Origin of the sequence: Terrisporobacter glycolicus ATCC 14880 = DSM 1288, assembly GCF_036812735.1 — a bacterium.
GTDB lineage: Bacteria > Bacillota > Clostridia > Peptostreptococcales > Peptostreptococcaceae > Terrisporobacter > Terrisporobacter glycolicus.
The window spans coordinates 3,720,308-3,745,395 of sequence record NZ_CP117523.1 but is presented as its reverse complement, the minus strand read 5'-3'; the positions used below and the strand labels follow the sequence as shown (position 1 = coordinate 3,745,395).

Below are 25,088 nucleotides of genomic sequence, written 5' to 3'. Positions count from 1 at the left end.
TACAATGAAAACCATAGTTAGAGGTTAATTATCTCATACTATGGTTTTTTGTAGACAAATGATATTTATGAAAGAAAAAAATCATTATTCTATAAAGGAAATTAAAAAAAGAATGATTATAAATGCTATTTTTAAAATGCAAATCGGTATACAATTCAAGTAAATTAATATATAATCTAATTAAAGCGACTAAATGAAAAAAATGGAAAATAAATTGTGACAAATCTAATATTATATTCTAATCTAAATTTCCATCGACAAAATAATTTCCAATAATTAATATAGAAGGAACGATCTTTTTAAAATTGCATAAAAGCAGTAGATAGTTGTGCGTTTAATGTTATGTGAATATAACAAATTATATCTATGCTTGTGAAAAAATTAATTTTTTTAAATCAATAGGATAGTTCCCTAATGATTTTGTTTATCATATATTTTTTAAAATATATTGAAATATATACTTAAGGCATCTTTTTGTTGTTTCAAAAAATAGGGTTAAAAAATTACAAAGAGGGGAAAAAGAATATGGAAAAAAAAGATATTAACGTTCTTGAGCAAATGCAAAACATGACAATAGACTTAAACAGTAAGGTAATGTTAGAGAAGGCAGAAAAAGATGGCGTTGAAACTATGTATAAAAGAAAGTTAGGATACAAAGTTCAATGTGGTTTTGGTCTTCAAGGTGTATGTTGTAGAAACTGTGGTATGGGACCATGTAGAATAAGTGCAAAAACTCCAAGGGGGCTTTGTGGAGCTGACGAGCATACTATAGTTGGTAGAAACTTTGCTAGAATGGTTGCTGCTGGTACTGCTGCCCATTCAGATCATGCTAGAGATATAACTCATACATTAGCATTGACTTGCCCTGGTGGAGACTATCAAGTTAAAGAACCTCAAAAATTAATAGAGTTCGCTAAATTTATGGATGTTGATCCTGAAGGTAAAGATATATATGAATTGGCTCATGAAGTAGCTGAAGTATGTTTAATGGAATTTGGTAAACCATTTGGTGTATCAAAATTATTAAAAAGAGCTCCAAAAGTAAGACAAGAATTATGGAATAAATTAGGAATAGAGCCAAGGGCTATAGATAGAGAAATAGCTACAGTGATGCATTCAACTCATATAGGATGTACAGCTGACTTAGATTCCCTAATACATATGTCAATGAGATGTTCAATGGCAGATGGTTGGGCAGGATCTATGATAGGTACAATGATTTCCGATATATTATTTGGAACTCCAAAGCCAGTTCATACTGAAGCTAACTTAAATGTATTAGCAGGAAACAATGTAAACATAATATTACATGGACATGAGCCAACATTATCAGAAATGATAGTTGCAGCTTCTGAATTACCAGAAATGCAAGAATTAGCTAAAGAAGTTGGAGCTGATGGAATAACATTATCTGGAATATGTTGTACAGGTAATGAATTAACAATGAGACATGGTGTTAAAATAGCTGGTGACTTCCATCAGCAAGAATTAGCTATAATAACTGGTGCTGTTGAAGCTATGATAGTTGACGTTCAGTGTATATTCCCAGCTTTACCTGAATTATCTAGCCATTATCATACTAAATTTATAACTACATCTCCAAAAGCTAGAATAACTGGTGCTACACATATGGAATTCCATGAAGATACAGCTATGGAAGATGCTAAAACAATAGTAAGAGAAGCTATAATGAACTTTAAAAATAGAGATGCATCTAAAGTTTTAGTTCCAGATTTAAAATCAGAAGGTATGGTTGGATATGCTGAAGAAGCTATAGTAGGACAATTAAATAATGTTGTTAATACACAAATAGATGAAATGGATACATTAAAACCATTAGTAGATGTTCTTGCATCTGGAGTAATAAGAGGGGTTGTAGGTGTTGTTGGATGTAACAATGCTAAAACTCCATCTAACTATAACCATTTAACTATAATAAAAGAATTAATTAAAAATGATTTCTTAGTAGTAACTACAGGATGTGGAGCTTCTGCAGCTTGTAAGAATGGTTTAATGCTAAAAGAAAATGCTCCTAAATATGCAGGAAAAGGTTTAGCAACGGTTTGTGAATTAGTTGATATACCTCCTGTAATACATTTAGGATCTTGTGTTGATAACTCTCGTATACTGAATGTTTGTTCATTAGTAGCTAATGCTTGTGATATGGATATATCTGACTTACCAGTTGCTGGATGTGCTCCAGAGTGGATGTCAGAAAAAGCTGTAGCAATAGGTACTTATGTTGTATCTTCTGGTATAGATACTTTCTTAGGTGTTATGCCACCAGTTACAGGTTCTTCTAGAGCTGTTGAATTATTATGTGGAGGATTAAAAGATCAAGTAGGAGCTTGCTTCTATGTTAACGAAGATCCAGTAGAATTAGCTAAAATGATAATGGATGATATAGAATCTAAGCGTCCAGCATTTGAAACTTTATATCAAGAAAGAATTTTAAATAAAAGATTAGCAGAAGTGACTGCTGAATAATAAATAATCTAGAAAATTAAGTTAATAAAAGTTAGTTTATTGTTAATATTAAATTAACAATAAACTAACTGTATATATATTTACATAAAAATTAGCTTTTTATTAAATTTAAGACAATACACTAAGGACGGGAGATGAGGGAGAATATGAAAATAGCAATAACAGGAAAAGGTGGAGTAGGTAAAACAACTTTCTCCTCAATGATAGCAAGAATGTTTGCAGATGAAGGTTTTAGAGTTGTAGCTGTTGATGCAGATCCAGATGCCAATCTAGCTTTAGCATTAGGTTTTCCAAAGGATGTTTATGAATCAATTGTACCAATATCTGAAATGAAAAACTTAGTATCAGAAAGAACTGCTACTAGCCAAGGTACTTTTAATAAAATGTTTAAACTAAATCCAAAAGTAGATGATATTCCAGAAAAGTATTGTAAAGAACATAATGGAGTAGGACTGTTAACATTAGGTACTGTTGATACAGGAGGATCTGGATGTGTATGTCCAGAGCATGTCCTATTAAAAAGATTATGCTCACATCTAATATTACAAAACAATGATGTTGTTGTAATGGATATGGAGGCAGGAATTGAGCATTTAGGAAGAGGTACTGCTCAAGGTGTTGATGCATTTATAGTGGTAGTTGAACCTGGTGAAAGAAGCTTACAAACCTATAGAAAAGTTAAAAAACTTGGTAATGATATAGGTGTTAAAAAAGTATATGTAGTTGGAAATAAAATGAGAGATAATCAAGATATTGAGTTTATAAAGGGTAATCTTGAAGATGGAGAAGCTTTAGGATTTATTCATTATAATCAACAAGTAATTGATTCAGATAGAGCAAACCAATCTCCTTACGATATAAGTGAAGCAACTAGAAATGAGATAAAAGCTATTAAAAATAGACTAGTTGAGATAAAAAATCAGAACAGTTAAAAATTAATAAAGTGAGATTAAAACAGTAATAGTACATAAAAAAATACTTTTACTGCTTATTATAAAAACTGTGGGAGGAATAGTTATGGGATTCAAATCAGATATTGAAATTGCTCAAGAGGCAAAACCTCTAGATATTAGAGAAATAGGTAAAAAATTAGGTTTAACAGAGGATGACTTGGAGTTATATGGCAAGTACAAAGCTAAAGTAGATTACAATCTATTAAAACAAGACAATGGTGGTAAAAAAGCTAAGTTAATATTAACTACAGCTATAAACCCTACTCCAGCGGGGGAAGGAAAAACAACTACTACTATAGGTGTTGCTGATGGATTAAACAAATTAGGAAAAAATGTACTTGTTGCATTAAGAGAACCTTCTTTAGGGCCAGTATTTGGTATTAAAGGTGGGGCAGCAGGTGGTGGATACGCTCAAGTTGTTCCAATGGAAGACATAAACTTACACTTTACTGGTGATTTCCATGCTATAGGTGCAGCTAACAACTTATTAGCTGCAATATTAGATAACCATATTCATCAAGGAAATGAACTAGGAATTGATTCTAGAACTATTACTTGGAGAAGATGCGTAGACATGAATGATAGACAATTAAGAAACGTAGTTGATGGATTAGGATCTAGAGCTGATGGTGTTGCAAGAGAAGACGGATTTGATATAACAGTTGCTTCAGAAGTAATGGCAGCTTTCTGTTTGGCAAGTGATATTATGGACTTAAAAGCTAGATTAGGTAGAATAGTTGTTGGTTATAACTTTGAAGGTCAACCAGTAACTGCTGAACAATTAAAAGCTAATGGAGCTATGGCTGCATTATTAAAAGATGCTTTGAAACCAAACTTAGTTCAAACTTTAGAGGGAACGCCTGCTTTTGTACATGGTGGACCATTTGCTAATATAGCTCATGGATGTAACTCTGTTATAGCTACTAGAATGGCTATGCACTTTGCAGACTACGTTGTTACTGAGGGAGGATTCGGTGCTGACCTTGGAGCTGAAAAATTCTTAGATATAAAATGTAGAATGGCTAACTTAAAACCAAGTGCTGTTATAATAGTTGCTACAGTTAGAGCGCTTAAATATAATGGTGGAGTTCCAAAAGATCAATTAAATAATGAAAACTTAGAAGCTCTAGAAGCTGGTCTTCCAAACTTATTAAAACATGTTGAAAATATAACTCAAGTTTATAAATTACCAGCAGTTGTTGCTATAAACGAATTCCCAACTGATACTCAAGCTGAAGTTGAATTAGTTAGAACTAAATGTAAAGAATTAGGCGTTAACGTTGCTTTATCTCAAGTATGGGCTAAAGGTGGAGAAGGTGGAGTTGAACTTGCAGAGGAAGTATTAAGACTTTGCGAACAAGAAAATGACTTCCAATTCTGCTACGAAGATGATTTAACATTAGTAGAAAAAATAGAAGCAATAGCTACTAAGATATATGGTGCTGATGGAGTTAACTTTACTCCTCAAGCTAAAAAAGAATTAACTAGATTAGAAGGTTTAGGATTTGGGAATATGCCAGTATGCATGGCTAAAACTCAATATTCTTTAACTGATGATCTTAATGTATTAGGCAGACCTACTGGATTTAAAATTACAGTTAGACAAGTAACTGTTTCTGCTGGAGCAGGATTCGTTGTTGCTCTTACTGGAGAAATAATGAAGATGCCAGGACTTCCAAAACGTCCAGCTGCTGAAAGAATAGATGTTGATGAAAATGGAGTAATTTCAGGATTATTCTAGAACTTTAAAATTAAAAAATTAATCTTTAAATATATAAACACTAAAGAAGTAGTGCACAATACTATTTTGTGCACTACCCTACAATTAACCTTGAATAATTTAAGGAGGCATAAATCTTTATGGAAAAAATAGCACAAAAAAGTTGTGTAGATTTTATTGAAGTATTAGCTTCGAAATCTGCTGTACCAGGAGGCGGAGGAGCTGCTGCACTTGCTGGAGCAATAGGTATGGCTTTAGGAAGTATGGTTTGCAATTTAACTACTGGAAAGAAAAAGTATGCTCAGTATGAAGAAACTATTCAAGAGATACTAGCTAAAGCAGCAAAATTAGAAGAAGAGCTTTTATCTATGATAGATAAAGATGCAGAAGGATTTTACCCATTATCAAAAGCATATGGTCTTCCAACTTCTACTGAAGAAGAAAAGCAATATAAATCTGAAACAATGGAAAAATGTTTAAAAGTTGCATGTGAAGTACCTATGAATATAGTAAGATTATGCTTCGATTCTATAAAACTGCATGAAGAACTTGTTGATAAAGGTTCTAAACTTGCCATAAGCGATGTTGGATGCGGAGTTCAATGCTTAAGAGCTGCCATATTATCAGGCCAATTGAATGTAATAATTAATGTTAATTCAATGAAGGACAGGGAATATGCAGGGAAAATAGAAAAAGAATGTAATCAATTAGTTCAAGATGGAGTTAAAATTTGTGATGAAGTATATGAAAAAGTATTAGTTGCTTTAGGATAAGGATTTTGAAGTTAAACTAATAATATAAAAATATATTATAACTTTAAAATTATAATATATTTTTATACAAAATTATTTATATAAAAGCGAAGATAATAAGATAAATATATAATTTAATTAATGACAATACGGAAAATAATCTTTAAAAATGTGGGAGGAAAAGTAGAGTGGGAGAAATAATTAAAGGTAAACCAGTTGGAGATGCACTTAGCGGAGTATTAAAAGGTGAATGTGAAGCTTTAGTTAAAGATGGTATACAACCTAAATTAGCTATTTTAAGAGTTGGTGCTAAGCCTAACGACCTTTCATATGAAAAGGGTGCTCTTAAAAAATGTGAAACAATAGGAATTACAGCAGAGGTTACTGAGTTACCAGATGGAACAACTCAAGAAAAATATATAGAAACATTAGAAAAGTTAAATAAGGATACTTCAGTACATGGAATATTAACTTTTAGACCATTACCAGAAGGTATAGATGAAGAAGTAATAAAAAATGTTATAGCACCAGAAAAAGACGTTGATTGCTTTAGTCCAATGAATACTGCAAAACTTATGGAAGGAGACAAAACTGGATTCCCTCCATGTACTCCAACAGCAGTGGTTGAAATATTAAAACATTATAATGTACCACTAAAAGGGGCTAATGTGGTTGTACTAGGGAGATCAATGGTAGTTGGTAAACCAGTATCGATGTTACTACTAGGTGAAAACGCTACAGTTACAATTTGCCATTCAAAAACTAAAGATTTGCCAAAGGTTTGTGCTAATGCAGATGTATTAGTTGCAGGTGTTGGTAGAGCGAGAATGGTTAAATCTGATTATGTTAAAGAAGGTGCAGTTGTAATAGATGTTGGTATAAATGCTAAACCTGAAGGTGGAGGAATTTGCGGAGATGTTGATACTGATGATGTTGTGGAAAAAGCATCAATGGTAACTCCAGTTCCAGCAGGTGTTGGCTCAGTAACAACTTCTATACTTGCTAAACATGTGATAAAAGCATGTAAACAACAAAACAACAAGTAATTAGACACAAATGTATTTGAAATAGAAAACTTTGGGGGGAAAATATCTATGGTAATATCTGATAGAAAACCAATGGCTGAAATACTAGGATTTTTAAAAGACGCTAAAAAGGTTATATTAGTAGGATGTAACCAATGTGCAGCTGCTAGTAAAACTGGTGGTGAACCTGAAATACAAGAAATGAAAGCTTTATTAGAAGCTGAAGGAAAAGAAGTATTAGGATATCTTCTTCCAGATACGGCTTGTAACTTGTTACTAGGTAAAAAAGAATTCAAATTATTAAAAAATGAGTTAAAAGATGCTGATGCAATATTATCGTTAGCATGTGGAGATGGAACTCAAACTATTGTAAAAAATACTAAAAAACAAAATATTCCTGTTTACCCAGCTAATAATACTTTATTTATAGGTGAAGTTGAGAGAGTTGGTCAATTTGAAGAAGCATGTAAAGCATGTGGAGAATGTGAACTTGGTTGGACTGGAGGAATTTGTCCAGTTACTATGTGTGCCAAAGGCTTAATAAATGGTGCGTGTGGTGGAGCTAAAAATGGTAAATGTGAAGTTGATCCAGACAATGATTGTGCATGGGTAAAAATCTATGAAAGACTTAGAGATTTAAATCAACTAGACAATTTATTAGAAGTAAGAGCTCCAAAAGATTATTCTAAACAATTAAATCCAAGAAGACACAACGCAAATAGAAAAGCTGAAGCTGAAGCTTAAAAGTTAGGTAAATAAAGGGGGATTATTTTCATGAGTAAGTTACAAGAAGCATTTGAAAGAGGAGAATTCGCTGTAACTGCAGAAATGGCACCACCAAAAGGTACAGACCTTTCTCACTTAATAGAATGTGCTAAATTATGTGTAGGAAGAGTTCATGCTGCAAACGTAACAGATTTCCAATCTGCTGTAATGAGAGCAACTTCTCTAGCTACATGTAAATTATTAAAGGATATAGGATTAGAGCCAGTAATACAAATGACTGGTAGAGATAGAAATAGAATCGCAATAGAGGGTGAAATGCTTTCTGCTGGTGTATTCGGTATAAACAACTTATTAGCTTTAACAGGTGACCATACAAGTGTAGGTGACCATCCACAGGCTAAACCAGTATTTGATTTAGATTCTGTAAGTATATTAAAAACAGCTTCTACTTTAAATGCAGGTACAGATAGTGTGGGACTTGAATTACAAGGTAAAACAGACTTCTATTTAGGAGCTTGTGTTACACCTGAATATACTCCAATAGAAGTACAATTATTAAAAATGCAGAAGAAAATAAATGCTGGAGCTAAATTTTTCCAAACTCAAGCAGTTTATGATATAGAACACATGAGAAAATTTAGAGAACTTACTAAGGATATGGATTGTAAAATCATGGCTGGTATAGTTCCGTTAAAATCACCTGGAATGGCTAGGTTTATGACAGCAAATGTTCCTGGGATATTTGTTCCAGATGATCAAATAGAAAGATTAAAGGCAGCTGGTAAAGGCAATTATGTACAAGAAGGTATTAAGATGGCCGGTGAATTCATTAGACAACTTAAAGAAGAAAACCTATGTGATGGTGTACATATAATGGCAATTGGTGCAGAAGAAAATGTTCCAAAAATATTAGATGAAGCAGGGTTATAAAAATTTTGTTTTAGGTTAAATGGGGGATTGAACATGAAAGTTGCAGTAGTTGGTGGTGGCCCAGGAGGATATGTAGCAGCTTTAAAAGCAGCTATGCTTGGTGCTGAAGTAACAGTAATAGAAAAAAATAGACTAGGAGGAACTTGCTTAAACGTAGGATGTATACCTACTAAAGCATTATTAGCTTCTAGTGATGTATTAAGAACAGTTCAAGAAGCAAAATCTTTTGGAATAAATGTTGAAGGAGAAGTTAAACCTGATTTTCAAGCTATAGTAGCTAGAAAACAAAAAATAACTGATGAATTAGTTGCAGGAATCCAATTCCTTTTCGATAAAAGAGGAGTAAAAAAGATAGATGGATTTGGAAAACTAATTGATAAAAATACTATAGAAGTTACTAAGGATGATGGAAGTGTAGAAAAAGTTAAAGCTGATAAAATAATATTAGCTAACGGTTCTATACCTACAGTATTCCCATTCATGCCATATAATGGTAAAAATGTTATAACTTCTGATGAGGTATTAAGTTTAGAAAAACTACCAAAATCTATGGTTATAATAGGTGGTGGAGTTATAGGATCTGAAATAGGTCAGTTCTATTCTTCACTAGGAACAAAAGTTACTATAGTAGAGGTTCTTCCACAAATATTAGGAAGAATGGATTCTGATGGTGCTAAAGCTCTTGCAAGACAATTCAAGAAAGACAAAATAAAAGTTATGTGTAACGTTGCAACTGACAGTTTTGAAGTTAGTGATGACATAGTTAAACTTAACTTAAATAACGGCAAATCTTTAGAAGCAGAAGTAGTATTGCTTTGTACAGGAAGAAAACCAAACTTAGCTAACTCTGGTGTAGCTGAAGCTGGTGTTAAAATGACTGACAGAGGATTCATTGAAGTAAATGAATATATGGAAACAAATCTTGAAGGTGTTTATGCTATAGGTGATATTATACCAGGAGCAATGCTTGCACACGTTGCATCTGCTGAAGGTATGGTAGCTGCAGAAAATGCAGTAAAAGGAAATGGCGAAACAGTTAACTATAAATCTATCCCAAGTTGTGTATATACAGAGCCTGAAGTAGCAGGTGTAGGAAAAACTGAAGATGAATTAAAAGCTGAAGGCATAGAATATCATGTTGGTAAATTTGATTTTAGAGGTTTAGGTAAAGCTAAAGCTATAGGAAAAATACAAGGATTTATCAAAATATTAGTTGATAAAGACGATGTAATAATAGGGGCAACTTTAGTAGGACCTCACTGTACAGACTTATTAACTGAATTATCTCTAGCAGTAGGTTTAGGTTTAAAAGCTAAGGATGTAGGAAAAGTAATACATGCACATCCAAGCTTATCAGAAGGTATTATGGAAGCATTACATGATGTTCATGGAGAATGCGTTCACTCAGTACCATCATCTTTATAAGCTAAGCAACAGAGTAAAAGCTCTGTTTAGGCGTATTAAGGGGGAAATCCTAAAATGAGTTATAACATAGCAGTAGCAGGAAAAGGTGGAACTGGTAAAACAAGTCTTACAGGGCTTTTAATAGATATATTATTAAAAGAAAATAAAAAACCAATTTTAGTAGTTGATGCTGATGCCAATGCTAATATCAATGAAGTATTAGGTGTTGAAGTTGAGGAAACCATAGGTCAAATTAGAGAAGAAGCTAATATGACTGAAAAAAAAGGATATTCATTTCCTGGAGGTATGACAAAAGCTCAGTTTTTACAATGGAAGTTAAATTCTATATTAGTAGAAGGAAACGGATATGACTTGTTAGTAATGGGTAGATCCGAAGGCGAGGGTTGCTATTGCTTCGTAAATGGAATACTAAGAGAACAAGTTAAGCAGATTTCTGGCCAGTACAATTATGTTATTACTGATAATGAAGCAGGGATGGAACATTTAAGTAGGAAAACAACTAAACATATAGACACTTTATTATTAGTTAGTGATTGTTCAAGAAGAAGTATCCAAGCTGTTGCAAGAATTAGAGATTTAGCTATAGAATTAAATTTAAGTGTTGGAAAGGTTTATCTTATAGTAAATAAAGCACCAAATGGCATATTAAATGATGGTGTAAAAGAAGAAATTAATAAGCATAATTTAAACCTTCTAGGTGTTATACCTTTAGATGAATTAATATATAAATATGATTCAGATGGAATTCCATTAGTGAAATTACCAAAAGAATCAAAATCTAGATTAGCCATGGAAGAAATAGTGGCAAAATTAGAATTAAAATAGGCTTAAGGGGGAAAAAGATATGGCATTTAAAATGTCTGTTCAAAAAAGTTCTGGAAAAGTAAGTGAAGTAATAATAGGAACAGGAGAAAAAGCTATAAAACTAGGTGGAGAGAATGTATTACCATTCTATAGCTTTGATGGTGATACAGGTAATGTTCAAAAAGTGGGGATAGAAATAAATGATGTATATCCAGAAACTTGGATTGATAGTTACAAAGAAATGTACAAAGATGTAGCAAATGACCCTGCTGCTTGGGCAAAATATGTTCAAGATAATACAGAAGCAGATTTTATATGCTTAAGATTTGTAGGAGCTGATCCTAATACCGATGATAAATCTCCTGAAGAATGTGCAGAAGTAGCTAAAAAGGTTGCTGATGCAATAGATTTACCTTTAGTAGTTGCAGGATGTGGAGTTGCTGAGAAAGATGGTAAATTATTTGCTAAAGTTGCAGAATCTTTAGAAGGTAAAAATGTTTTAATATTATCTGCAGTTGAAGATAACTACAAAGAAGTAGGTGCTGCTGCAGGATTAGCTTATGGTCAAAAAGTTGGAGCAGAATCAGCTGTTGATATAAACTTAGCTAAACAAATGAATGTTTTGCTAACTCAATTAGGTGTTAAACCTGAAAATATAGTTATGAACGTTGGATGTTCAGCTGTTGGATATGGATATGAGTATGTTGCATCTACAATGGATAGAATAAGACTTGCTGCTTTCAATCAAAATGATAAGCAATTACAAATACCAATAGTTACACCAGTTTCTTTTGAAGTTGGTCATGTTAAAGAAGCTATAGCTGATGAAACAGATCAACCAGAATGGGGATGCAGTGAAAAAAGAAGTATAGCAATGGAAGTTTCTACTGCAACAGCTGTTTTAGTAGGCGGATCTGACGCTGTAATACTTCGTCATCCAGAATCAGTAAAAACTATAAAATCATTTATAAGCGAGTTAGCTTAATAATATTTGTAAGGTTAGGGGGATAAAAAAATGGCACTTAAAGCTTTAGATATATTTAAATTAACACCAAAGAAAAACTGTAAAGAATGTGGATTTCCAACTTGTATGGCTTTCTCTATGAAGGTTGCTTCAGGAGCGGTTGAAGTTGAAAAATGTCCACATATGTCTGATGAATCAATACAAAAATTATCAGAGGCAACTGCACCTCCAATGAAAACTTTAAAAGTTGGAGCTGGAGAAAGTGAATATACTTTAGGTGGAGAAACTGTATTATTCAGACATGAAAAAACTTTAGTAAGTAAAAATAGATATGCTATAGCATTCTGTGATTGTATGACTGAAGAGCAAGTAGATGCTAAGATAGCTAATATAAAAGCTGTAGAGTATGAAAGAATCGGCGAAATAATGAAAGCTGAATTTGCTTGTGTTACTTACAGTGATAATAAAGAAAACTTCTTAAATATAATAAATAAATTAAAAGCAGAAACTAGTGTAGCTTTCATCTTAAATGTAGATGATGCTGAAGTAGCTAAAGAAGCTGTTGCAGCACTTGCTGGATTAAAACCAGTAGTAGTTGGAGCAACTAAAGATAACTACAAAGATATGATAGATGTAGTTAAAGGTGATAACTTAGCGCTAGGTTTAAAAGCTGCTAGTTTAGAAGAGTTATATGAAACAACAGAATTAGTTCAAAAAGCTGGATATAAAGAATTAATACTTGATGTAACAGGAGAAACTGTAAAAGATACTTATGTTAATGCAGTTCAAGTAAGAAGAACAGCATTAAAAGAACAAGATAGAACTTTTGGATATCCATCTATAGTATTCGTAAGTAAATTAGCTAATGGAGATGAAATGATGGAAGTTGCATTGTCATCTGCATTTACAGTTAAATATGGTTCTATAATAGTAATAGATGATATAAACTATGCAAAAGCATTACCACTATATGCTTTAAGACAAAACTTATTCACTGACCCTCAAAAACCAATGAGAGTTGAAACTAAAGTTTATCCAATAAATAACCCAGATGAAAACTCTCCAGTTTTAGTAACTGTTGACTTTGCATTAACTTACTTTGTTGTAACTGGTGAACTTGAAAGATCTAAAATTCCTTGCTGGTTAGTAATACCAGACGCTGGTGGATATTCAGTTCTTACTTCTTGGGCTGCTGGTAAATTTGGTGGTAGTGTAATAGGAAACTTTGTTAAAGAGTGTGGTATAGCTGATATGACTAAGAGCAGAGACTTAATCATACCAGGTAAAGTTGCTGTTATACAAGCAGATATACAAGATAACTTACCAGATTGGAATGTTATAGTTGGTACTCCAGAAGCTATGGAACTTCCAAAATTCTTAAAAGAGAGATATGGAAAATAGATAAAGTTTTATTTTATTAATAAAATTATATAAACATATAAAATCTAAGGGGGATAAATTAATATGGAAAAATTTATGATTATAGGTGAAAGAATTCACTGTATAGCACCACCAATAAGAAAAGCTATAGCTGAAAGAAATCCAGAACCGATAATAAAAAGAGCGATAGAGCAATTAGATGCAGGAGCTCATGTTATAGATTTTAACATAGGACCAGCTGAAAGAGATGGAGCAGAAATAATGGAGTGGGGAGTTAAATTACTTCAAAATGAATTAAACAATGTTCCATTAGCTTTAGATACAGCAAACGTTGCAGCTTTAGAAGCTGGATTAAAAGTATATGATAGAACTCATGGAAAACCAATCATAAACTCTGCTGATGCTGGAGATAGAATGCATTTAATGGAAGTAGCTGGAGAATATGATGCAGCTATAATAGCATTATGTGCTAAAGAAGGTATACCATCAGACAATGAGCAACGTATGGGATATTGTACTGAGTTAATAGAAGCAGCTGCTATGGCTGGAATAGATCCAGAAACAGATGTATACTTCGACCCACTTTGCCTAGTTATAAAAGGAATGCAAGATAAACAAATGGATGTATTAGAAGCTATAAGACAAATGACTGAAATGGGACTAAAAACTACTGGTGGATTATCAAACGTTTCTAATGGTTGTCCAAAACACATAAGACCAATATTAGATAGTAACTGGTTAGCAATGGCTATGGCTAACGGATTCTCTTCTGCAATAGTTAATCCATTAGATGAGATATTAATACAAACTATAAAATCTTGTGATATAATCAGAAACTCAAACTTATATGCCGACTCTTTCTTAGAAGTAAAAGATTTAGCTTTTGATTATAAAGGATAATAAATATTAGAATTTTAAATTAGAATTAGGTTTAAATGGCTAGGCACTACAGACTAATGCTTAGCCTAAATATAAACATATAATTCATAAAAGGGGGAAGTAAAAAGTGAATTTATATAACATAATCTATACAGGTGCAAATCAAGCATATGATGCAGCAAACGGATCGCTTACAGCTGCAATAGCAGAAAAAGGTAAAGAATGTCCGGTGGCATTCCCAGATACAGCATATTCTCTTCCATGTATATATGCTGCAACAGGTAAAAAAATGGCTACTTTAGCAGATTTAGAAGGTGCTTTAGAAATAGTAAAATCTTTAATAGTAGAAAAACCATTACTAGAAACAGCTTTAAATGCTGGTTTAGCTACCGCTTTAGCTGCTGAAATAGTTGAAGCAGTTAAATATGCTTTAAACGAGGCTCCATATGAAGCTCCATGTGCAGGACACGTAGTTGACCCTATAATAAGATCTCTAGGTGTACCACTAGTTACTGGGGATATACCTGGTGTTGCAGTTGTTCTTGGTGAATGCCCAGATGCTGAAACATTAGCAAAAGTAGTTAAAGATTACCAATCTAAGGGTATAATGACTTTCTTAGTGGGAAAAGTTATAGATCAAGCTATAGAAGCTGGAGTAAAAATGAGTGTAGAACTTCGTGTTATACCTCTAGGATATGATGTAACATCAGTTATCCATGTTGTTTCTGTTGCTATAAGAGCTGCGTTAATATTCGGTGCTGTTCCTCCAGGAGATTTAAACCAATTATTAGAATATACAGCTAAGAGAGTTCCTGCATTTGTTAATGCATTTGGACCACTTAGTGAATTAATAGTTGCTTGTGGTGCTGGAGCTATAGCTCTTGGATTCCCAGTTATAACTGACCAAGTTGTTACTGAAGTTCCTTGTAACTTATTAACTCAAAGAGATTATGATAAATTTGTTGCTACTTCATTAGAAGCTAGAAATATAAAAATAAAAGTTACTGAAATACCTATACCAGTTGGGTTTGCTGCAGCTTTTGAAGGTGAAAGAATAAGAAAAGCTGAAATGGCTTACGAGTTTGGTGGAAATAAAACTCCTGCTTGGGAATTAGTTATAGCTAAATCTATGGCAGAAATAGAAGACCACAAAATAGAAGTTATAGGTGAAAATATAGATGTAGCTAAATTAGCAGATGGAATTACTAGATTGCCGCTTGCTATAGTAGTTAATGTTGCTGGTAAAGCAATGCAAGAAGACTTCGAACCAGTTCTTGAAAGAAGATTCCACTATTTCATGAACTACATAGAAGGATTAATGCATGTAGGTCAAAGAGATATGTCTTGGGTAAGAATATCTAAAGACGCTGTTGAAAAAGGATTCACTCTTGAGCATATAGGTGAAGTTATGTATGCTATGATGAAAGATGAATTCGAAGCTGTTGTTGATAAATGCGAAGTTACTATAATAACTGATGAAGCAATAGTTAATGAAAGAAAAGCTGAAGCTTTAGCTAAATATGAATCTAGAGATGATAGATTGGCGTCACTTGTTGATGAAAGTGTTGAAGATTTCTATTCTTGTAACATGTGTCAATCATTCGCTCCAGCTCACGTTTGTGTAGTTACTCCTGAAAGATTAGGACTTTGTGGAGCAGTTTCTTGGTTAGATGCAAAAGCTACTAAAGAACTTAACCCAACAGGCCCTTGTCAACCAATAGCTAAAGGTGATTGTATAGATGATAAGAAAGGTATTTGGGAATCAGTTAATGAAACTGTAAATGAAATATCTCAAGGTGCAGTTGAAAAAGTTACTCTTTACTCTATAATGGAAGATCCTATGACTTCTTGTGGATGCTTCGAATGTATATGTGGTATCATGCCAGAAGCTAATGGATTAGTTATAGTAAATAGAGAGTTCCCAGGAATAACTCCTGTTGGTATGACTTTCGGTGAACTTGCATCTATGACTGGTGGTGGGGTTCAAACTCCAGGATTCATGGGTCATGGTAGACATTTCATATCTTCTAAGAAATTTGCTTATACTGAAGGTGGACCAGAAAGAATAGTTTGGATGCCAAAAGAATTAAAAGAATTCGTAGCGGATAAATTAAATCAAACAGTTAAAGAAATGGCTGGAATAGAAAACTTCAGCGAAATGATTTGTGATGAAACAATAGCTGATGATTCTGAAGGAGTTTGTGCATTCCTTGAAGAAAAAGGACATCCAGCATTATCTATGGATCCAATAATGTAATTTAAATAAAGATATTAGGGGAGAAAAATATATGAGTACAGTAGCAGGATTAAAATATTCTCCAAAACATACTTGGGTAAAAGTTGAAGGAGAATTTGCATTTGTTGGAGTAAGTGACTTTGCTCAAGAACAATTAGGAGAAGTTTTATTTGTTGAAATGCCAGAAATAGATGATGAATTAACAAAAGATGAGTCTTTTGGTGTTATAGAATCATCAAAAGTGGCTTCTGATTTAATAGCTCCTGTTTCAGGAGTAGTAGTTGAAATAAATGAAGATAAATTAGAAGATGAACCTGAATATGTAAACGAAGCTCCTTACGATGCTTGGATATGTAAAGTAAAAATGTCAGATACATCTGAATTAGATACTTTATTAAGTGGAGAAGAATACGAAAAAGGTTTAGAATAAGAAGTAGATAGATAATTTGAACTAAAAAGAAAGCATAGTAAATTTAATAGAATTAAGTTTACTATGCTTTTTTAAGTATATTGAATTAAAATAATAATAAAAGGGTATTTTATACATATTTTAGTAATATATAAGGTTGAGTGATTATAAAAATTAATTTATTGGGGTGAGATAGAATGGCTAAAGTTTTTTTTAAATCACATAACAAGGAAGTAGAATGTGAACTTGGAGAAAAATTACTAGATGTAGCAAGAAAAGCAGATATTTTTATAGATGCGCCTTGCAATGGATCTCAATCATGTGGAAAATGTAAAGTAAAGTTATTAGAGGGAAAATGTGATACAGAAAAGACAGTACATATTAGTGATGAAGAATATGAACAAGGATATATTTTAGCTTGTGCAACTGAAGTAATAGAAGATATTGTTGTAGATGTTCCATCTAGACTTTCATCTTCTATGCATGGAATGAAAATTGAGGGTACGGGTAAAAAAGTAGATAAAAAATTATTTGATAGAGCTAGAGGTATAATAGAAGAAAATGAATTTTCTTATAGTACTAATGTGGAAAAAAAATATATTGAACTAGATGAACCGTCATTAGATGACAATATAAGTGATGTAGATAGATTAGATAGACAAGTAAGACAAGACTTGGGTATTGATGGGATAGATTTTAGATTAGATATATTAAAAAAGCTACCATTAGTATTAAGGAAAGATAATTTTAAAATAACTTTAACTTATGTTAAAAAGAAAAATAAGATTACGATATTAAATGTAGAACCAGGAAATAAAGAAGGAGAATTATATGGATTAGCTATAGATATAGGTACAACATCTGTAGTTGTTTGCTTAGTAAACTTAATTACTAATGAAGTTGTAGAAAAGGCATCTTCAGGAAATGCACAAATAAAATATGGTGCAGATGTAATTAATAGAATTGTATTTGCTGTTAGAAAAAATAATTTAGAAATTATGAGAAAAGCAATTATAGATGATACTCTAAACCCATTAATTGAATCTCTATATACAAGTACTGGTATAAATAAAAATAATGTAGTAAGAGTTGTGTTATCTGGTAATACAACAATGTCTACGCTTTTCTTAGGCATATATCCTGACTATTTAAGACTAGAACCATATATTCCACCATATCTAAAATCACCAAACTTAATGGGAGAAGATGTAGGATTGAATGTTAATAAAAGTGCCTTAATATACCTAGCTCCAAACGTGGCAAGTTATGTAGGTGGAGATATAACGGCAGGTGTATTATCAGCAGGAATATGGGCTAGCGAAGAAAATACATTATTCATAGACTTAGGGACTAATGGAGAAATTGTATTTGGAAATAAAGACTTTATGATGTGTTGTGCATGCTCAGCGGGACCGGCCTTTGAAGGTGGAGGAATTAGTTGTGGTATGAGAGCATCAGATGGAGCAATAGAGAAAGTTGGTATAGACGAAAATACTTTAGAACCAGAATTAACAATAATAGGGGAATGTACACCTATAGGAATTTGCGGTTCAGGTATAATTGATTTAATATGTCAAATGCTGCTTAAAGGTATAATTGATAGAAGAGGAAAAATAAAAAGAGAATTAGATAATAAAAGAATCAGATTTAATGAGCATGATATAGGTGAATATATCTTGGCATTTAAAGAAGACTATGAAGGCCTAGAAAATGATTTATTAATTAATGAAGTAGATATTGATAATTTTATTAGAACAAAAGGTGCTATATATTCAGGAGCATCAGTACTTGTAGAAAGTTTAGGAATGGATTTTGAAGTAATTGATAATGTTTATATAGCAGGAGGAATAGGAAATAATCTTGATATTGAAAACTCAATTTTAATAGGTTTACTTCCAGATATAGAAAGAAATAAGTTTAAGTATATAGGAAACAGTTCATTAGTTGGGTCATATTTAAGTTTAATAAGTTCAGAGGCTAGACGAAAATTAGAAGAAATAGCATCTGAAATGACATATGTAGAGCTAAGTGTATATCCTACATATATGGATGAATTTGTGTCAGCTTGCTTCTTGCCACATACTAATATAGATCAATTTCCAACAGTAAAAGAAATTTTAGAGTAAAAATAATAATTTAAAATATATAATAAAAAAGCTATGAAGTCAGGTAAAACTGCATAATTCATAGCTTTTTTATTATATTAAAAAAAGTATAAGTGTCATATTTTGTATAAAAATAAAAAAATGTAGTATTATGTATAATACTTAATATTCTGCAAATATTTAACTTTATTTACATATATAGTCATAGATGTTATATTATTAAGGAATCAAGCACAAGAAGTGCCAAATATTTATCAGAAGATTAATTAAGAAAATAAGTTAAGAAAAGATTAAACGTTACATAATAACAACATAAATATAATAATTAAGACCATGAAGGTTATATATATCCTTATTGATATATATAATCTCATGGTCTTTTATATTTAATCAATATAAAAAGTAATAAGTATAAAAATAGTAATTTTAAGGGGGATATTTTATGGTAAAAAGTAAAAGTTTAAAAAGAGTACTGGTAGTAATATCAGTAATAGGTTTAACGCTAGGTGCAGTTGGATGTTCTTCTAGCAAGAAGACAGAATCACCAGAAGCTAAAGTTGAATCAAGTAATTTTGAAAAGGTAGAGTATACATATTCTGACGGAGCGAAAGATTATGATGTAAAGGTAGAAACTCCAAGACAAAAAGCTGTAACTTTATCTCAATTTATGACAGAGATGTTACTAGCACTAGATTTAGGGGATAGAATGGTAGGAACAGCACTTTTAGATAACCCAATACTACCAGAATTTAAAGAAGCTTATGAAAAGATACCACAACTTAAAATAGGTGAGGGACATTCTGTATCAAAAGAAGGTTTTATGGCTACAGGAGCAGATTTTGTTAGTGGTTGGGATTCATCAATAAGTGAGCAAACGACAGGATCTCCACAGGAACTTATTGAAAAAGATATAGCACCATTTATGGCTAAATCTTATTCTGCAGATGCTACAGTAGATACTGTTTATGAAGACTTTGAACTACTTGGAAAAATATTTGGAGTTCAAGATAAATCAACAGAAGTAATAAATAAAATGAAAAGTGATATAAAATCAGTAACTGATAAATTAGGAAATATAAAAGATGAAGATAGAGTGAAAATGATGGTGTATGATTCTGGAGAAAAAGATGCCATGGTAGTTGGATCTGGTCTTGCTAATAATTTAATTGAGCTAGCAGGTGGAAGTAATACATTTGGAAAAGATGCAAAAAAACCATATATAAATGTTTCTTTTGAGAGCATAGTAGCACAAAATCCAGAAGTAATATTAGTAACTGATTTTATGGCTGGACAACCAGTTAAAGAAAAAATTGAGTTTCTAAAATCTCATCCTGCATTAAAAGATGTATCAGCTATAAAAAATAATAAGATATATGTTGTAGGATTAGCAGATTTATCTCCAGGTGTTAGAAATCCTAAGTTAATAGAAGAAATGTATGGATATTTCTATGGAGAAAATAAATAATGGAAATATCGATAAAGCAAAAGAGAAGCCTTTCTAACAAGAAAGGTTTCTTGTTTTGGATACTACTGTTAGCAGTCATATTAGCGGTAACAGTAGTTATTGCTATTGCAATAGGTAGTACATACGTAGAACCTGGAGAAGTGTATAAAGTACTACTTAATAAGTTAACAAAAGGAAGTTTATTTGGCAATGTTGGAACAGTTATGACACAAAATATAATATGGGAAATTAGATTTCCTAGAGTTTTATTGGGAGCCATATGCGGAGCTGGATTGGCACTTTGTGGTGTAATGATGCAATGTGTGACAAAGAACCCAATAGCAGAGCCGTACATATTAGGAATATCTTCAGGAGCATCTTGTGGAGCAGTTGGGGTAATTGTTCTTGGAGGAGTATCAGCAATAGGAATTAATAGCATTAGTGCAGGTGCATTTGTGGGTTCTATAATATCAGGAGTATTGGTATTTGCAATAGGAACTAAAATGGGAAAGACAACATCTACAACAAGGCTTGTACTTACAGGAATGGCCATATCAACCATATTTTCAGCGTTAACTAATTTACTTATATATTCAGCAGAAAATTCAAATCAAGCTAAAAATGCGTTGTTTTGGACTGTGGGTAGTTTAGGTGGAGCAAAATGGGATGTATTATTACTTCCTTTTGTCATTTTAGTCATAGTGATGATAATAGTGTTTATAATGTCTAAGTCTTTAGATATACTGCTTTTAGGAGATGATAATGCCATAGTTTTGGGTATAAATGTGAAGTTTATAAAATCTATGATATTAATATTAGCCACATTATTAACATCGTCTTTAGTTGCAATAACAGGTGCAATTGGATTTATAGGCCTTGTAGTACCTCATGTATGTAGAACTATTGGAGGAAATGATCATAAAAAGTTAATAGTACTTTCGTCTTTAGTAGGAGCTATATTTTTAATAATATCAGACGTATTTGCAAGAGGACTTTTCCCTCCAATAGAAATACCTATAGGAATAATAACATCACTAGTTGGTGGTCCGTTCTTCTTATATTTAATTTCCAAAAAAGAATATGATTTTGGAGGCAATGAATAATGCACAAAATTCAAGTGAAAAATTTAAGATTTAGTATAGATAATAAAGAAATATTGAAAGATATATCTTTTGATGTTCCTAAAGGAAGTTTTGTAGGTATTATAGGACCGAATGGGTCAGGTAAATCCACTTTATTAAAAAATATATATAGGCTACATAAGCCTTTAAGTGGGAAGATAATTTTGGACAATAAAGACTTATCCAAGATGAAAGATAAGGATTGTGCAAAAGAAATAGCTGTACTAGCTCAAGAAAGTAATTCTCAGTTTGACTTCACTGTGGAGCAAATAGTAAAAATGGGAAGATACCCTTATAAATCTGTTTTTGAAGACTACTCCAAGGATGATTTAAAAATGGTATCAGAAATGCTAAAAAAAGTAGGTTTAGATGATTATAGTCATAGAAGTTTTTCTAACTTGTCAGGAGGAGAAAAACAGAGAGCTTTAATTGCAAGAGCATTAGTACAAAATACAGATTTTTTAATATTAGACGAACCAACAAATCATTTAGATATTGGGTATCAAATACAGTTAATGGATTTAGTAAAAAGTATGAATATAACAACATTGTCCGCAATACATGATATGAATATAGCATCTATGTATTGTGATTATTTAATAGTTATGAAAGATGGACAAATAAAGAAATTAGGAAATGTTGAAGAAGTAATAACATCAGAAACATTAAAAGAAATATTTGGAGTAAATGCTTATGTAGGTAAAAATCCAATTAATCAAAAATTACAAGTGTCTTTTATGCATACCCATGAACATATAAATGGGGTAGGGGATAACCATATACATGAGGATGGATTTAAAGGATTACATTCTCATGAAGAAAATCAAATATATGTCTAATTTATGAAAATACAATACAAAAACAAGTTTTTTTTACAATACTTTTTGTTGTAAGAAATAAATTGTACTTAAGTGTTTGACTTGCAAATAATATGAGTATATACTTATATTAATAGAAAAACTTGTAAGTGAAATCATGAAGGTTTCTTATGGTATTGTAATGCCTTTAGAAATCTTTTTTTTGATTAGATTTATATAATTAAGGGGGATTTTTATATGTGTGAATCATCTGCATTTGTATTAGGAAAAGATAATAAATTAGAAAAAGTAATGGAAAATGTGGTAAACGTAGATCCAACTGAAGGAAAGGTTTACTTAACAGATTTGTTGGGAGAACAAAAAATAGTTGATGGTTTTATTAAAGAGATAAGATTAATGGACCACAAAATAATTTTAGCAGAAAAATAAAAATTAAATTAGAGGTAGGTCAAATATGATAATTGCAGTAATAGACGGAATGGGTGGCGGTATAGGAGCTCAAGTGGTTAGTGCACTAAGAGAGGAGTTACCATCATATATGGAAATATATGCATTAGGTACAAACTCCATAGCTACAAGTGCCATGATGAAGGCTCATGCAAATAAAGGTGCGACAGGAGAAAATGCCATAGTAGTATCTTCAAAAAAAGCCAATATAATTGTTTCGCCTATTTCAATTGTAATGCCAAATACTATGATGGGAGAAGTGACAAGCACCATAAGTGAGGCCGTATGTGATAGCGAAGCATTTAAAATATTATTACCAATAATGCCAGAAAATTTTGAAGTAATAGGTATAGAAGGCAAACCATTATCATTATTAATTAAAGATACGATTAAAATAATAAAAAGAGAATTTAATATAAAATAAGGGGGAGTTTAAAATGTTTAATAAAAATGTTGCTTTATATCATGAAGGTCATCATCATGAACACGATCATGTACATGCTGAATGTGGGTGTGGAGGAAACTGTCATAGTCACGAGGAAGAAGAAGTAAGCAAGGATGAAAAAACTTTAAACATTTTATTAGTACACTGGGTTAATCATAATCAATCTCATGAAGAAGGTTTTAGAGAATGGGTAAACAAAGCAAAAGAAATGGGTAAAGAAGAAACTGCTGAGTATATAGAAAAAGCTATAGCATGTATGCAACAAGCTAATGAGATGTTATTAGAAGCTAAAAAAAATATGTAGTTATTTAAGATAAAAAGCAAAGAATATGAAAATTTTCTTTGCTTTTGTTAATAATAAAATTAAATATTAAAAACAAATAATATTTAATAGAGACTAATAGTTGACAAAAAGTTTTTCATATAATATAATGAAATAGTATTGGAGAAGTACTCAAGTGGCTCAAGAGGATCCCCTGCTAAGGGATTAGGCTGGATTAAACCGGTGCGAGGGTTCGAATCCCTCCTTCTCCGCCAATCAAAAGACTATGGAAATTATTCCATAGTCTCTTTTATTTAATATATATTTTTTTCTTCATAAATATCCACAAATTAATACTTTTTATATTAATATATTAAAAATATGTAAAAGGTACTAAAATTAAGCGCGTTTATGAAAAATAAAGATAATATTTGTAAAAACTATTCTTCTAGTACATTTAATTTCTTAGCCACAATACCTGTTGTGCTAGCCTGAACTAACAGTGTTATAACTATACACATAAAGACTGTAGATGAAATAATTTCATAGCCAGGAATTTTATTTGATACTACAATTCCTGAAAGTGCAGCAGGTATAACACCAGTTTCTCTAATCCACATCATAAATAACTTTTCATTTCTGCTCCATTTAGCCTTTATATCAAGTGATGTACAAATTATAACAACAATAGGACGAGCTATAAAAATTAAAATTAATGCTATTAAAAAAGCTTTCCAACCGTATTTAATTAATGCATTCAAATCTAAATGAGTACCAAGAACTATAAATATAGCCATTCTTGCAATTGTTGAAATAGTTTCTCTAAAGTGGACGCCTTCTATATATATATCGTCTTCTATCCATAAATTGAAAAGTTTTTTATTGCCTGTTACTAAACCTGCTATAAAAACAGACATATAACCACTACCACCTAATCTTTCAGATATTTCATAAGAAAAGATTACTACGGCTAATGACATTATGGCTTCATATTTTCCAAAAATACCGTAAATTTTTGTAGATGCTAATGCTGTTCCAATAAGCGCCACACCAGCGCCTACAAGTAATCCAATTAAAATCATAAATACTAGTTGCATACTAGTTTCTAGTAAGCTGGATTTTTGAGATAGAGTTATACTTGCTAAAATTGAAGTAAAAAGTATAGCGCCAAATGCATCGTTAAATGCAGATTCACTAATAATAGTTTGTTTTAGAGTATTTTGAATTTTTACTTGCTTAAATACTGGTATCAAACTAGCTGGGTCTGTTGAAGCTACTATAGCACCCAGTAAAATACTAGTTTGAAGAGGCAAATTTAATATAGCATTTGAACTTACTCCAATTATTGCAGCAGTTAAAAATACACCAAAAGAAGCCAATAGCAAAACCGTTATTTTTACTTTATTTAAAATCTTAAGTTTGATTTCACTACCACCTTCATATAGTATAAAAGCAGAGCCAAATGTTAATATCAACTCATTTGCTACAGGAAATGAATTAATATTTACTAAATTAAAAAAAGTTGGTCCAAAAGCAACTCCAAATAATAAATATATAACCACATCGGGGATTTTTAATTTTTCTCCTATATAAGCACCAATTATACCTAGTACAGATATTGATGCCATAACGAGTAATAGTTCATTAGAACTAATTGCTGAAATATTCTCGACCATGATGATTTTCCTTTCTGAGATGATTTTGTTAAATTTATTATTTGCAAAAACTTATATTCTATTATGCTATATTAAATTAA

22 protein-coding genes and 1 tRNA gene are annotated in these 25,088 nt (G+C 31.7%); 22 read left to right on the top strand and 1 reads right to left on the bottom strand.

What is annotated here, in order from left to right; translation table 11 throughout:
- Nucleotides 1-525 precede the first annotated feature (525 nt).
- From cooS to TEGL_RS18135, 22 genes are all read left to right on the top strand, one after another.
- The gene (gene cooS, locus TEGL_RS18240) at nt 526-2,487 is read left to right on the top strand and encodes an anaerobic carbon-monoxide dehydrogenase catalytic subunit (protein WP_018592058.1); all 1,962 of its coding nucleotides are present in this window, start codon (nt 526-528) and stop codon (nt 2,485-2,487) included.
- A gap of 146 nt (nt 2,488-2,633) precedes the next feature.
- On the top strand, nt 2,634-3,419 hold the full coding sequence (locus TEGL_RS18235; protein ID WP_018592059.1) for an AAA family ATPase: 786 nt from the start codon (nt 2,634-2,636) through the stop codon (nt 3,417-3,419).
- Nucleotides 3,420-3,504: 85 nt separating this feature from the next.
- A complete protein-coding gene (locus TEGL_RS18230) occupies nt 3,505-5,181 on the top strand; it encodes a formate--tetrahydrofolate ligase (protein WP_018592060.1) in 1,677 nt (558 codons plus the stop codon).
- 119 nt (nt 5,182-5,300) lie between these two features.
- Nucleotides 5,301-5,933 (top strand): cyclodeaminase/cyclohydrolase family protein, encoded by a 633-nt coding sequence (locus TEGL_RS18225; protein WP_018592061.1) that lies wholly within the window; start codon nt 5,301-5,303, stop codon nt 5,931-5,933.
- A 167-nt stretch (nt 5,934-6,100) separates the two neighbouring features.
- The gene (locus tag TEGL_RS18220) at nt 6,101-6,958 is read left to right on the top strand and encodes a bifunctional 5,10-methylenetetrahydrofolate dehydrogenase/5,10-methenyltetrahydrofolate cyclohydrolase (RefSeq protein WP_018592062.1); all 858 of its coding nucleotides are present in this window, start codon (nt 6,101-6,103) and stop codon (nt 6,956-6,958) included.
- A 48-nt stretch (nt 6,959-7,006) separates the two neighbouring features.
- On the top strand, nt 7,007-7,681 hold the full coding sequence (locus TEGL_RS18215; RefSeq protein WP_018592063.1) for a methylenetetrahydrofolate reductase C-terminal domain-containing protein: 675 nt from the start codon (nt 7,007-7,009) through the stop codon (nt 7,679-7,681).
- Between the two features lie 30 nt (nt 7,682-7,711).
- On the top strand, nt 7,712-8,593 hold the full coding sequence (locus tag TEGL_RS18210) for a methylenetetrahydrofolate reductase (protein WP_018592064.1): 882 nt from the start codon (nt 7,712-7,714) through the stop codon (nt 8,591-8,593).
- Between the two features lie 33 nt (nt 8,594-8,626).
- Nucleotides 8,627-10,018, top strand: a complete 1,392-nt coding sequence (gene lpdA, locus TEGL_RS18205) for a dihydrolipoyl dehydrogenase (RefSeq protein ID WP_018592065.1) — start codon at nt 8,627-8,629, stop codon at nt 10,016-10,018.
- 54 nt (nt 10,019-10,072) lie between these two features.
- A complete protein-coding gene (locus TEGL_RS18200; RefSeq protein ID WP_018592066.1) occupies nt 10,073-10,843 on the top strand; it encodes a carbon monoxide dehydrogenase accessory protein CooC in 771 nt (256 codons plus the stop codon).
- 19 nt (nt 10,844-10,862) lie between these two features.
- A complete protein-coding gene (gene acsD / locus TEGL_RS18195) occupies nt 10,863-11,807 on the top strand; it encodes an acetyl-CoA decarbonylase/synthase complex subunit delta (protein WP_018592067.1) in 945 nt (314 codons plus the stop codon).
- A 30-nt stretch (nt 11,808-11,837) separates the two neighbouring features.
- The gene (gene acsC / locus TEGL_RS18190; RefSeq protein WP_018592068.1) at nt 11,838-13,187 is read left to right on the top strand and encodes an acetyl-CoA decarbonylase/synthase complex subunit gamma; all 1,350 of its coding nucleotides are present in this window, start codon (nt 11,838-11,840) and stop codon (nt 13,185-13,187) included.
- 63 nt (nt 13,188-13,250) lie between these two features.
- On the top strand, nt 13,251-14,066 hold the full coding sequence (gene acsE / locus TEGL_RS18185; protein ID WP_018592069.1) for a carbon monoxide dehydrogenase/acetyl-CoA synthase methytransferase subunit: 816 nt from the start codon (nt 13,251-13,253) through the stop codon (nt 14,064-14,066).
- Between the two features lie 106 nt (nt 14,067-14,172).
- Nucleotides 14,173-16,302, top strand: coding sequence for an acetyl-CoA decarbonylase/synthase complex subunit alpha/beta (gene acsB, locus TEGL_RS18180; RefSeq protein WP_018592070.1), 2,130 nt, complete (start codon nt 14,173-14,175; stop codon nt 16,300-16,302).
- 31 nt (nt 16,303-16,333) lie between these two features.
- The gene (gene gcvH / locus TEGL_RS18175; protein WP_018592071.1) at nt 16,334-16,711 is read left to right on the top strand and encodes a glycine cleavage system protein GcvH; all 378 of its coding nucleotides are present in this window, start codon (nt 16,334-16,336) and stop codon (nt 16,709-16,711) included.
- Nucleotides 16,712-16,887: 176 nt separating this feature from the next.
- A complete protein-coding gene (acsV, locus tag TEGL_RS18170; RefSeq protein ID WP_018592072.1) occupies nt 16,888-18,816 on the top strand; it encodes a corrinoid activation/regeneration protein AcsV in 1,929 nt (642 codons plus the stop codon).
- 421 nt (nt 18,817-19,237) lie between these two features.
- Nucleotides 19,238-20,260, top strand: a complete 1,023-nt coding sequence (locus TEGL_RS18165) for an ABC transporter substrate-binding protein (RefSeq protein ID WP_018592073.1) — start codon at nt 19,238-19,240, stop codon at nt 20,258-20,260.
- Nucleotides 20,260-21,342 carry a FecCD family ABC transporter permease gene (locus TEGL_RS18160; RefSeq protein WP_018592074.1) on the top strand — a complete coding sequence of 361 codons (1,083 nt, stop codon included), beginning with the start codon at nt 20,260-20,262 and terminating at the stop codon, nt 21,340-21,342. Before TEGL_RS18165 ends, TEGL_RS18160 begins: the two co-directional genes overlap by 1 nt.
- Nucleotides 21,342-22,199 (top strand): ABC transporter ATP-binding protein, encoded by an 858-nt coding sequence (locus TEGL_RS18155; protein ID WP_018592075.1) that lies wholly within the window; start codon nt 21,342-21,344, stop codon nt 22,197-22,199. The genes TEGL_RS18160 and TEGL_RS18155 overlap by 1 nt, the downstream gene beginning before the upstream one ends.
- A gap of 216 nt (nt 22,200-22,415) precedes the next feature.
- The gene (locus TEGL_RS18150; protein ID WP_018592076.1) at nt 22,416-22,607 is read left to right on the top strand and encodes a CooT family nickel-binding protein; all 192 of its coding nucleotides are present in this window, start codon (nt 22,416-22,418) and stop codon (nt 22,605-22,607) included.
- Nucleotides 22,608-22,632: 25 nt separating this feature from the next.
- The gene (locus TEGL_RS18145; RefSeq protein ID WP_018592077.1) at nt 22,633-23,049 is read left to right on the top strand and encodes a DUF3842 family protein; all 417 of its coding nucleotides are present in this window, start codon (nt 22,633-22,635) and stop codon (nt 23,047-23,049) included.
- Between the two features lie 13 nt (nt 23,050-23,062).
- Nucleotides 23,063-23,374, top strand: a complete 312-nt coding sequence (locus TEGL_RS18140) for a hypothetical protein (protein ID WP_018592078.1) — start codon at nt 23,063-23,065, stop codon at nt 23,372-23,374.
- A gap of 140 nt (nt 23,375-23,514) precedes the next feature.
- Nucleotides 23,515-23,607 (top strand) — tRNA-Ser (locus TEGL_RS18135).
- 165 nt (nt 23,608-23,772) lie between these two features.
- Here TEGL_RS18135 and TEGL_RS18130 read toward each other — a convergent pair.
- Nucleotides 23,773-25,008: a cation:proton antiporter gene (locus tag TEGL_RS18130; RefSeq protein WP_018592079.1), complete on the bottom strand. Its 1,236-nt coding sequence runs from the start codon at nt 25,006-25,008 to the stop codon at nt 23,773-23,775.
- Nucleotides 25,009-25,088: the final 80 nt, after the last annotated feature.

What these genes read in the sequence shown, in the direction of transcription:
- TEGL_RS18230 (WP_018592060.1), top strand. Translation starts at nt 3,505, where the DNA reads ATGGGATTCAAATCAGATATTGAAATTGCTCAAGAGGCAAAACCTCTA.
- TEGL_RS18235 (WP_018592059.1), top strand. Translation starts at nt 2,634, where the DNA reads ATGAAAATAGCAATAACAGGAAAAGGTGGAGTAGGTAAAACAACTTTC.
- TEGL_RS18150 (WP_018592076.1), top strand. Translation starts at nt 22,416, where the DNA reads ATGTGTGAATCATCTGCATTTGTATTAGGAAAAGATAATAAATTAGAA.
- TEGL_RS18160 (WP_018592074.1), top strand. Translation starts at nt 20,260, where the DNA reads ATGGAAATATCGATAAAGCAAAAGAGAAGCCTTTCTAACAAGAAAGGT.
- TEGL_RS18165 (WP_018592073.1), top strand. Translation starts at nt 19,238, where the DNA reads ATGGTAAAAAGTAAAAGTTTAAAAAGAGTACTGGTAGTAATATCAGTA.
- TEGL_RS18200 (WP_018592066.1), top strand. Translation starts at nt 10,073, where the DNA reads ATGAGTTATAACATAGCAGTAGCAGGAAAAGGTGGAACTGGTAAAACA.
- TEGL_RS18215 (WP_018592063.1), top strand. Translation starts at nt 7,007, where the DNA reads ATGGTAATATCTGATAGAAAACCAATGGCTGAAATACTAGGATTTTTA.
- acsV (WP_018592072.1), top strand. Translation starts at nt 16,888, where the DNA reads ATGGCTAAAGTTTTTTTTAAATCACATAACAAGGAAGTAGAATGTGAA.
- TEGL_RS18155 (WP_018592075.1), top strand. Translation starts at nt 21,342, where the DNA reads ATGCACAAAATTCAAGTGAAAAATTTAAGATTTAGTATAGATAATAAA.
- TEGL_RS18225 (WP_018592061.1), top strand. Translation starts at nt 5,301, where the DNA reads ATGGAAAAAATAGCACAAAAAAGTTGTGTAGATTTTATTGAAGTATTA.
- TEGL_RS18130 (WP_018592079.1), bottom strand. Translation starts at nt 25,008, where the DNA reads ATGGTCGAGAATATTTCAGCAATTAGTTCTAATGAACTATTACTCGTT.
- gcvH (WP_018592071.1), top strand. Translation starts at nt 16,334, where the DNA reads ATGAGTACAGTAGCAGGATTAAAATATTCTCCAAAACATACTTGGGTA.
- TEGL_RS18145 (WP_018592077.1), top strand. Translation starts at nt 22,633, where the DNA reads ATGATAATTGCAGTAATAGACGGAATGGGTGGCGGTATAGGAGCTCAA.
- cooS (WP_018592058.1), top strand. Translation starts at nt 526, where the DNA reads ATGGAAAAAAAAGATATTAACGTTCTTGAGCAAATGCAAAACATGACA.
- acsD (WP_018592067.1), top strand. Translation starts at nt 10,863, where the DNA reads ATGGCATTTAAAATGTCTGTTCAAAAAAGTTCTGGAAAAGTAAGTGAA.
- TEGL_RS18140 (WP_018592078.1), top strand. Translation starts at nt 23,063, where the DNA reads ATGTTTAATAAAAATGTTGCTTTATATCATGAAGGTCATCATCATGAA.
- acsC (WP_018592068.1), top strand. Translation starts at nt 11,838, where the DNA reads ATGGCACTTAAAGCTTTAGATATATTTAAATTAACACCAAAGAAAAAC.
- TEGL_RS18210 (WP_018592064.1), top strand. Translation starts at nt 7,712, where the DNA reads ATGAGTAAGTTACAAGAAGCATTTGAAAGAGGAGAATTCGCTGTAACT.
- lpdA (WP_018592065.1), top strand. Translation starts at nt 8,627, where the DNA reads ATGAAAGTTGCAGTAGTTGGTGGTGGCCCAGGAGGATATGTAGCAGCT.
- acsE (WP_018592069.1), top strand. Translation starts at nt 13,251, where the DNA reads ATGGAAAAATTTATGATTATAGGTGAAAGAATTCACTGTATAGCACCA.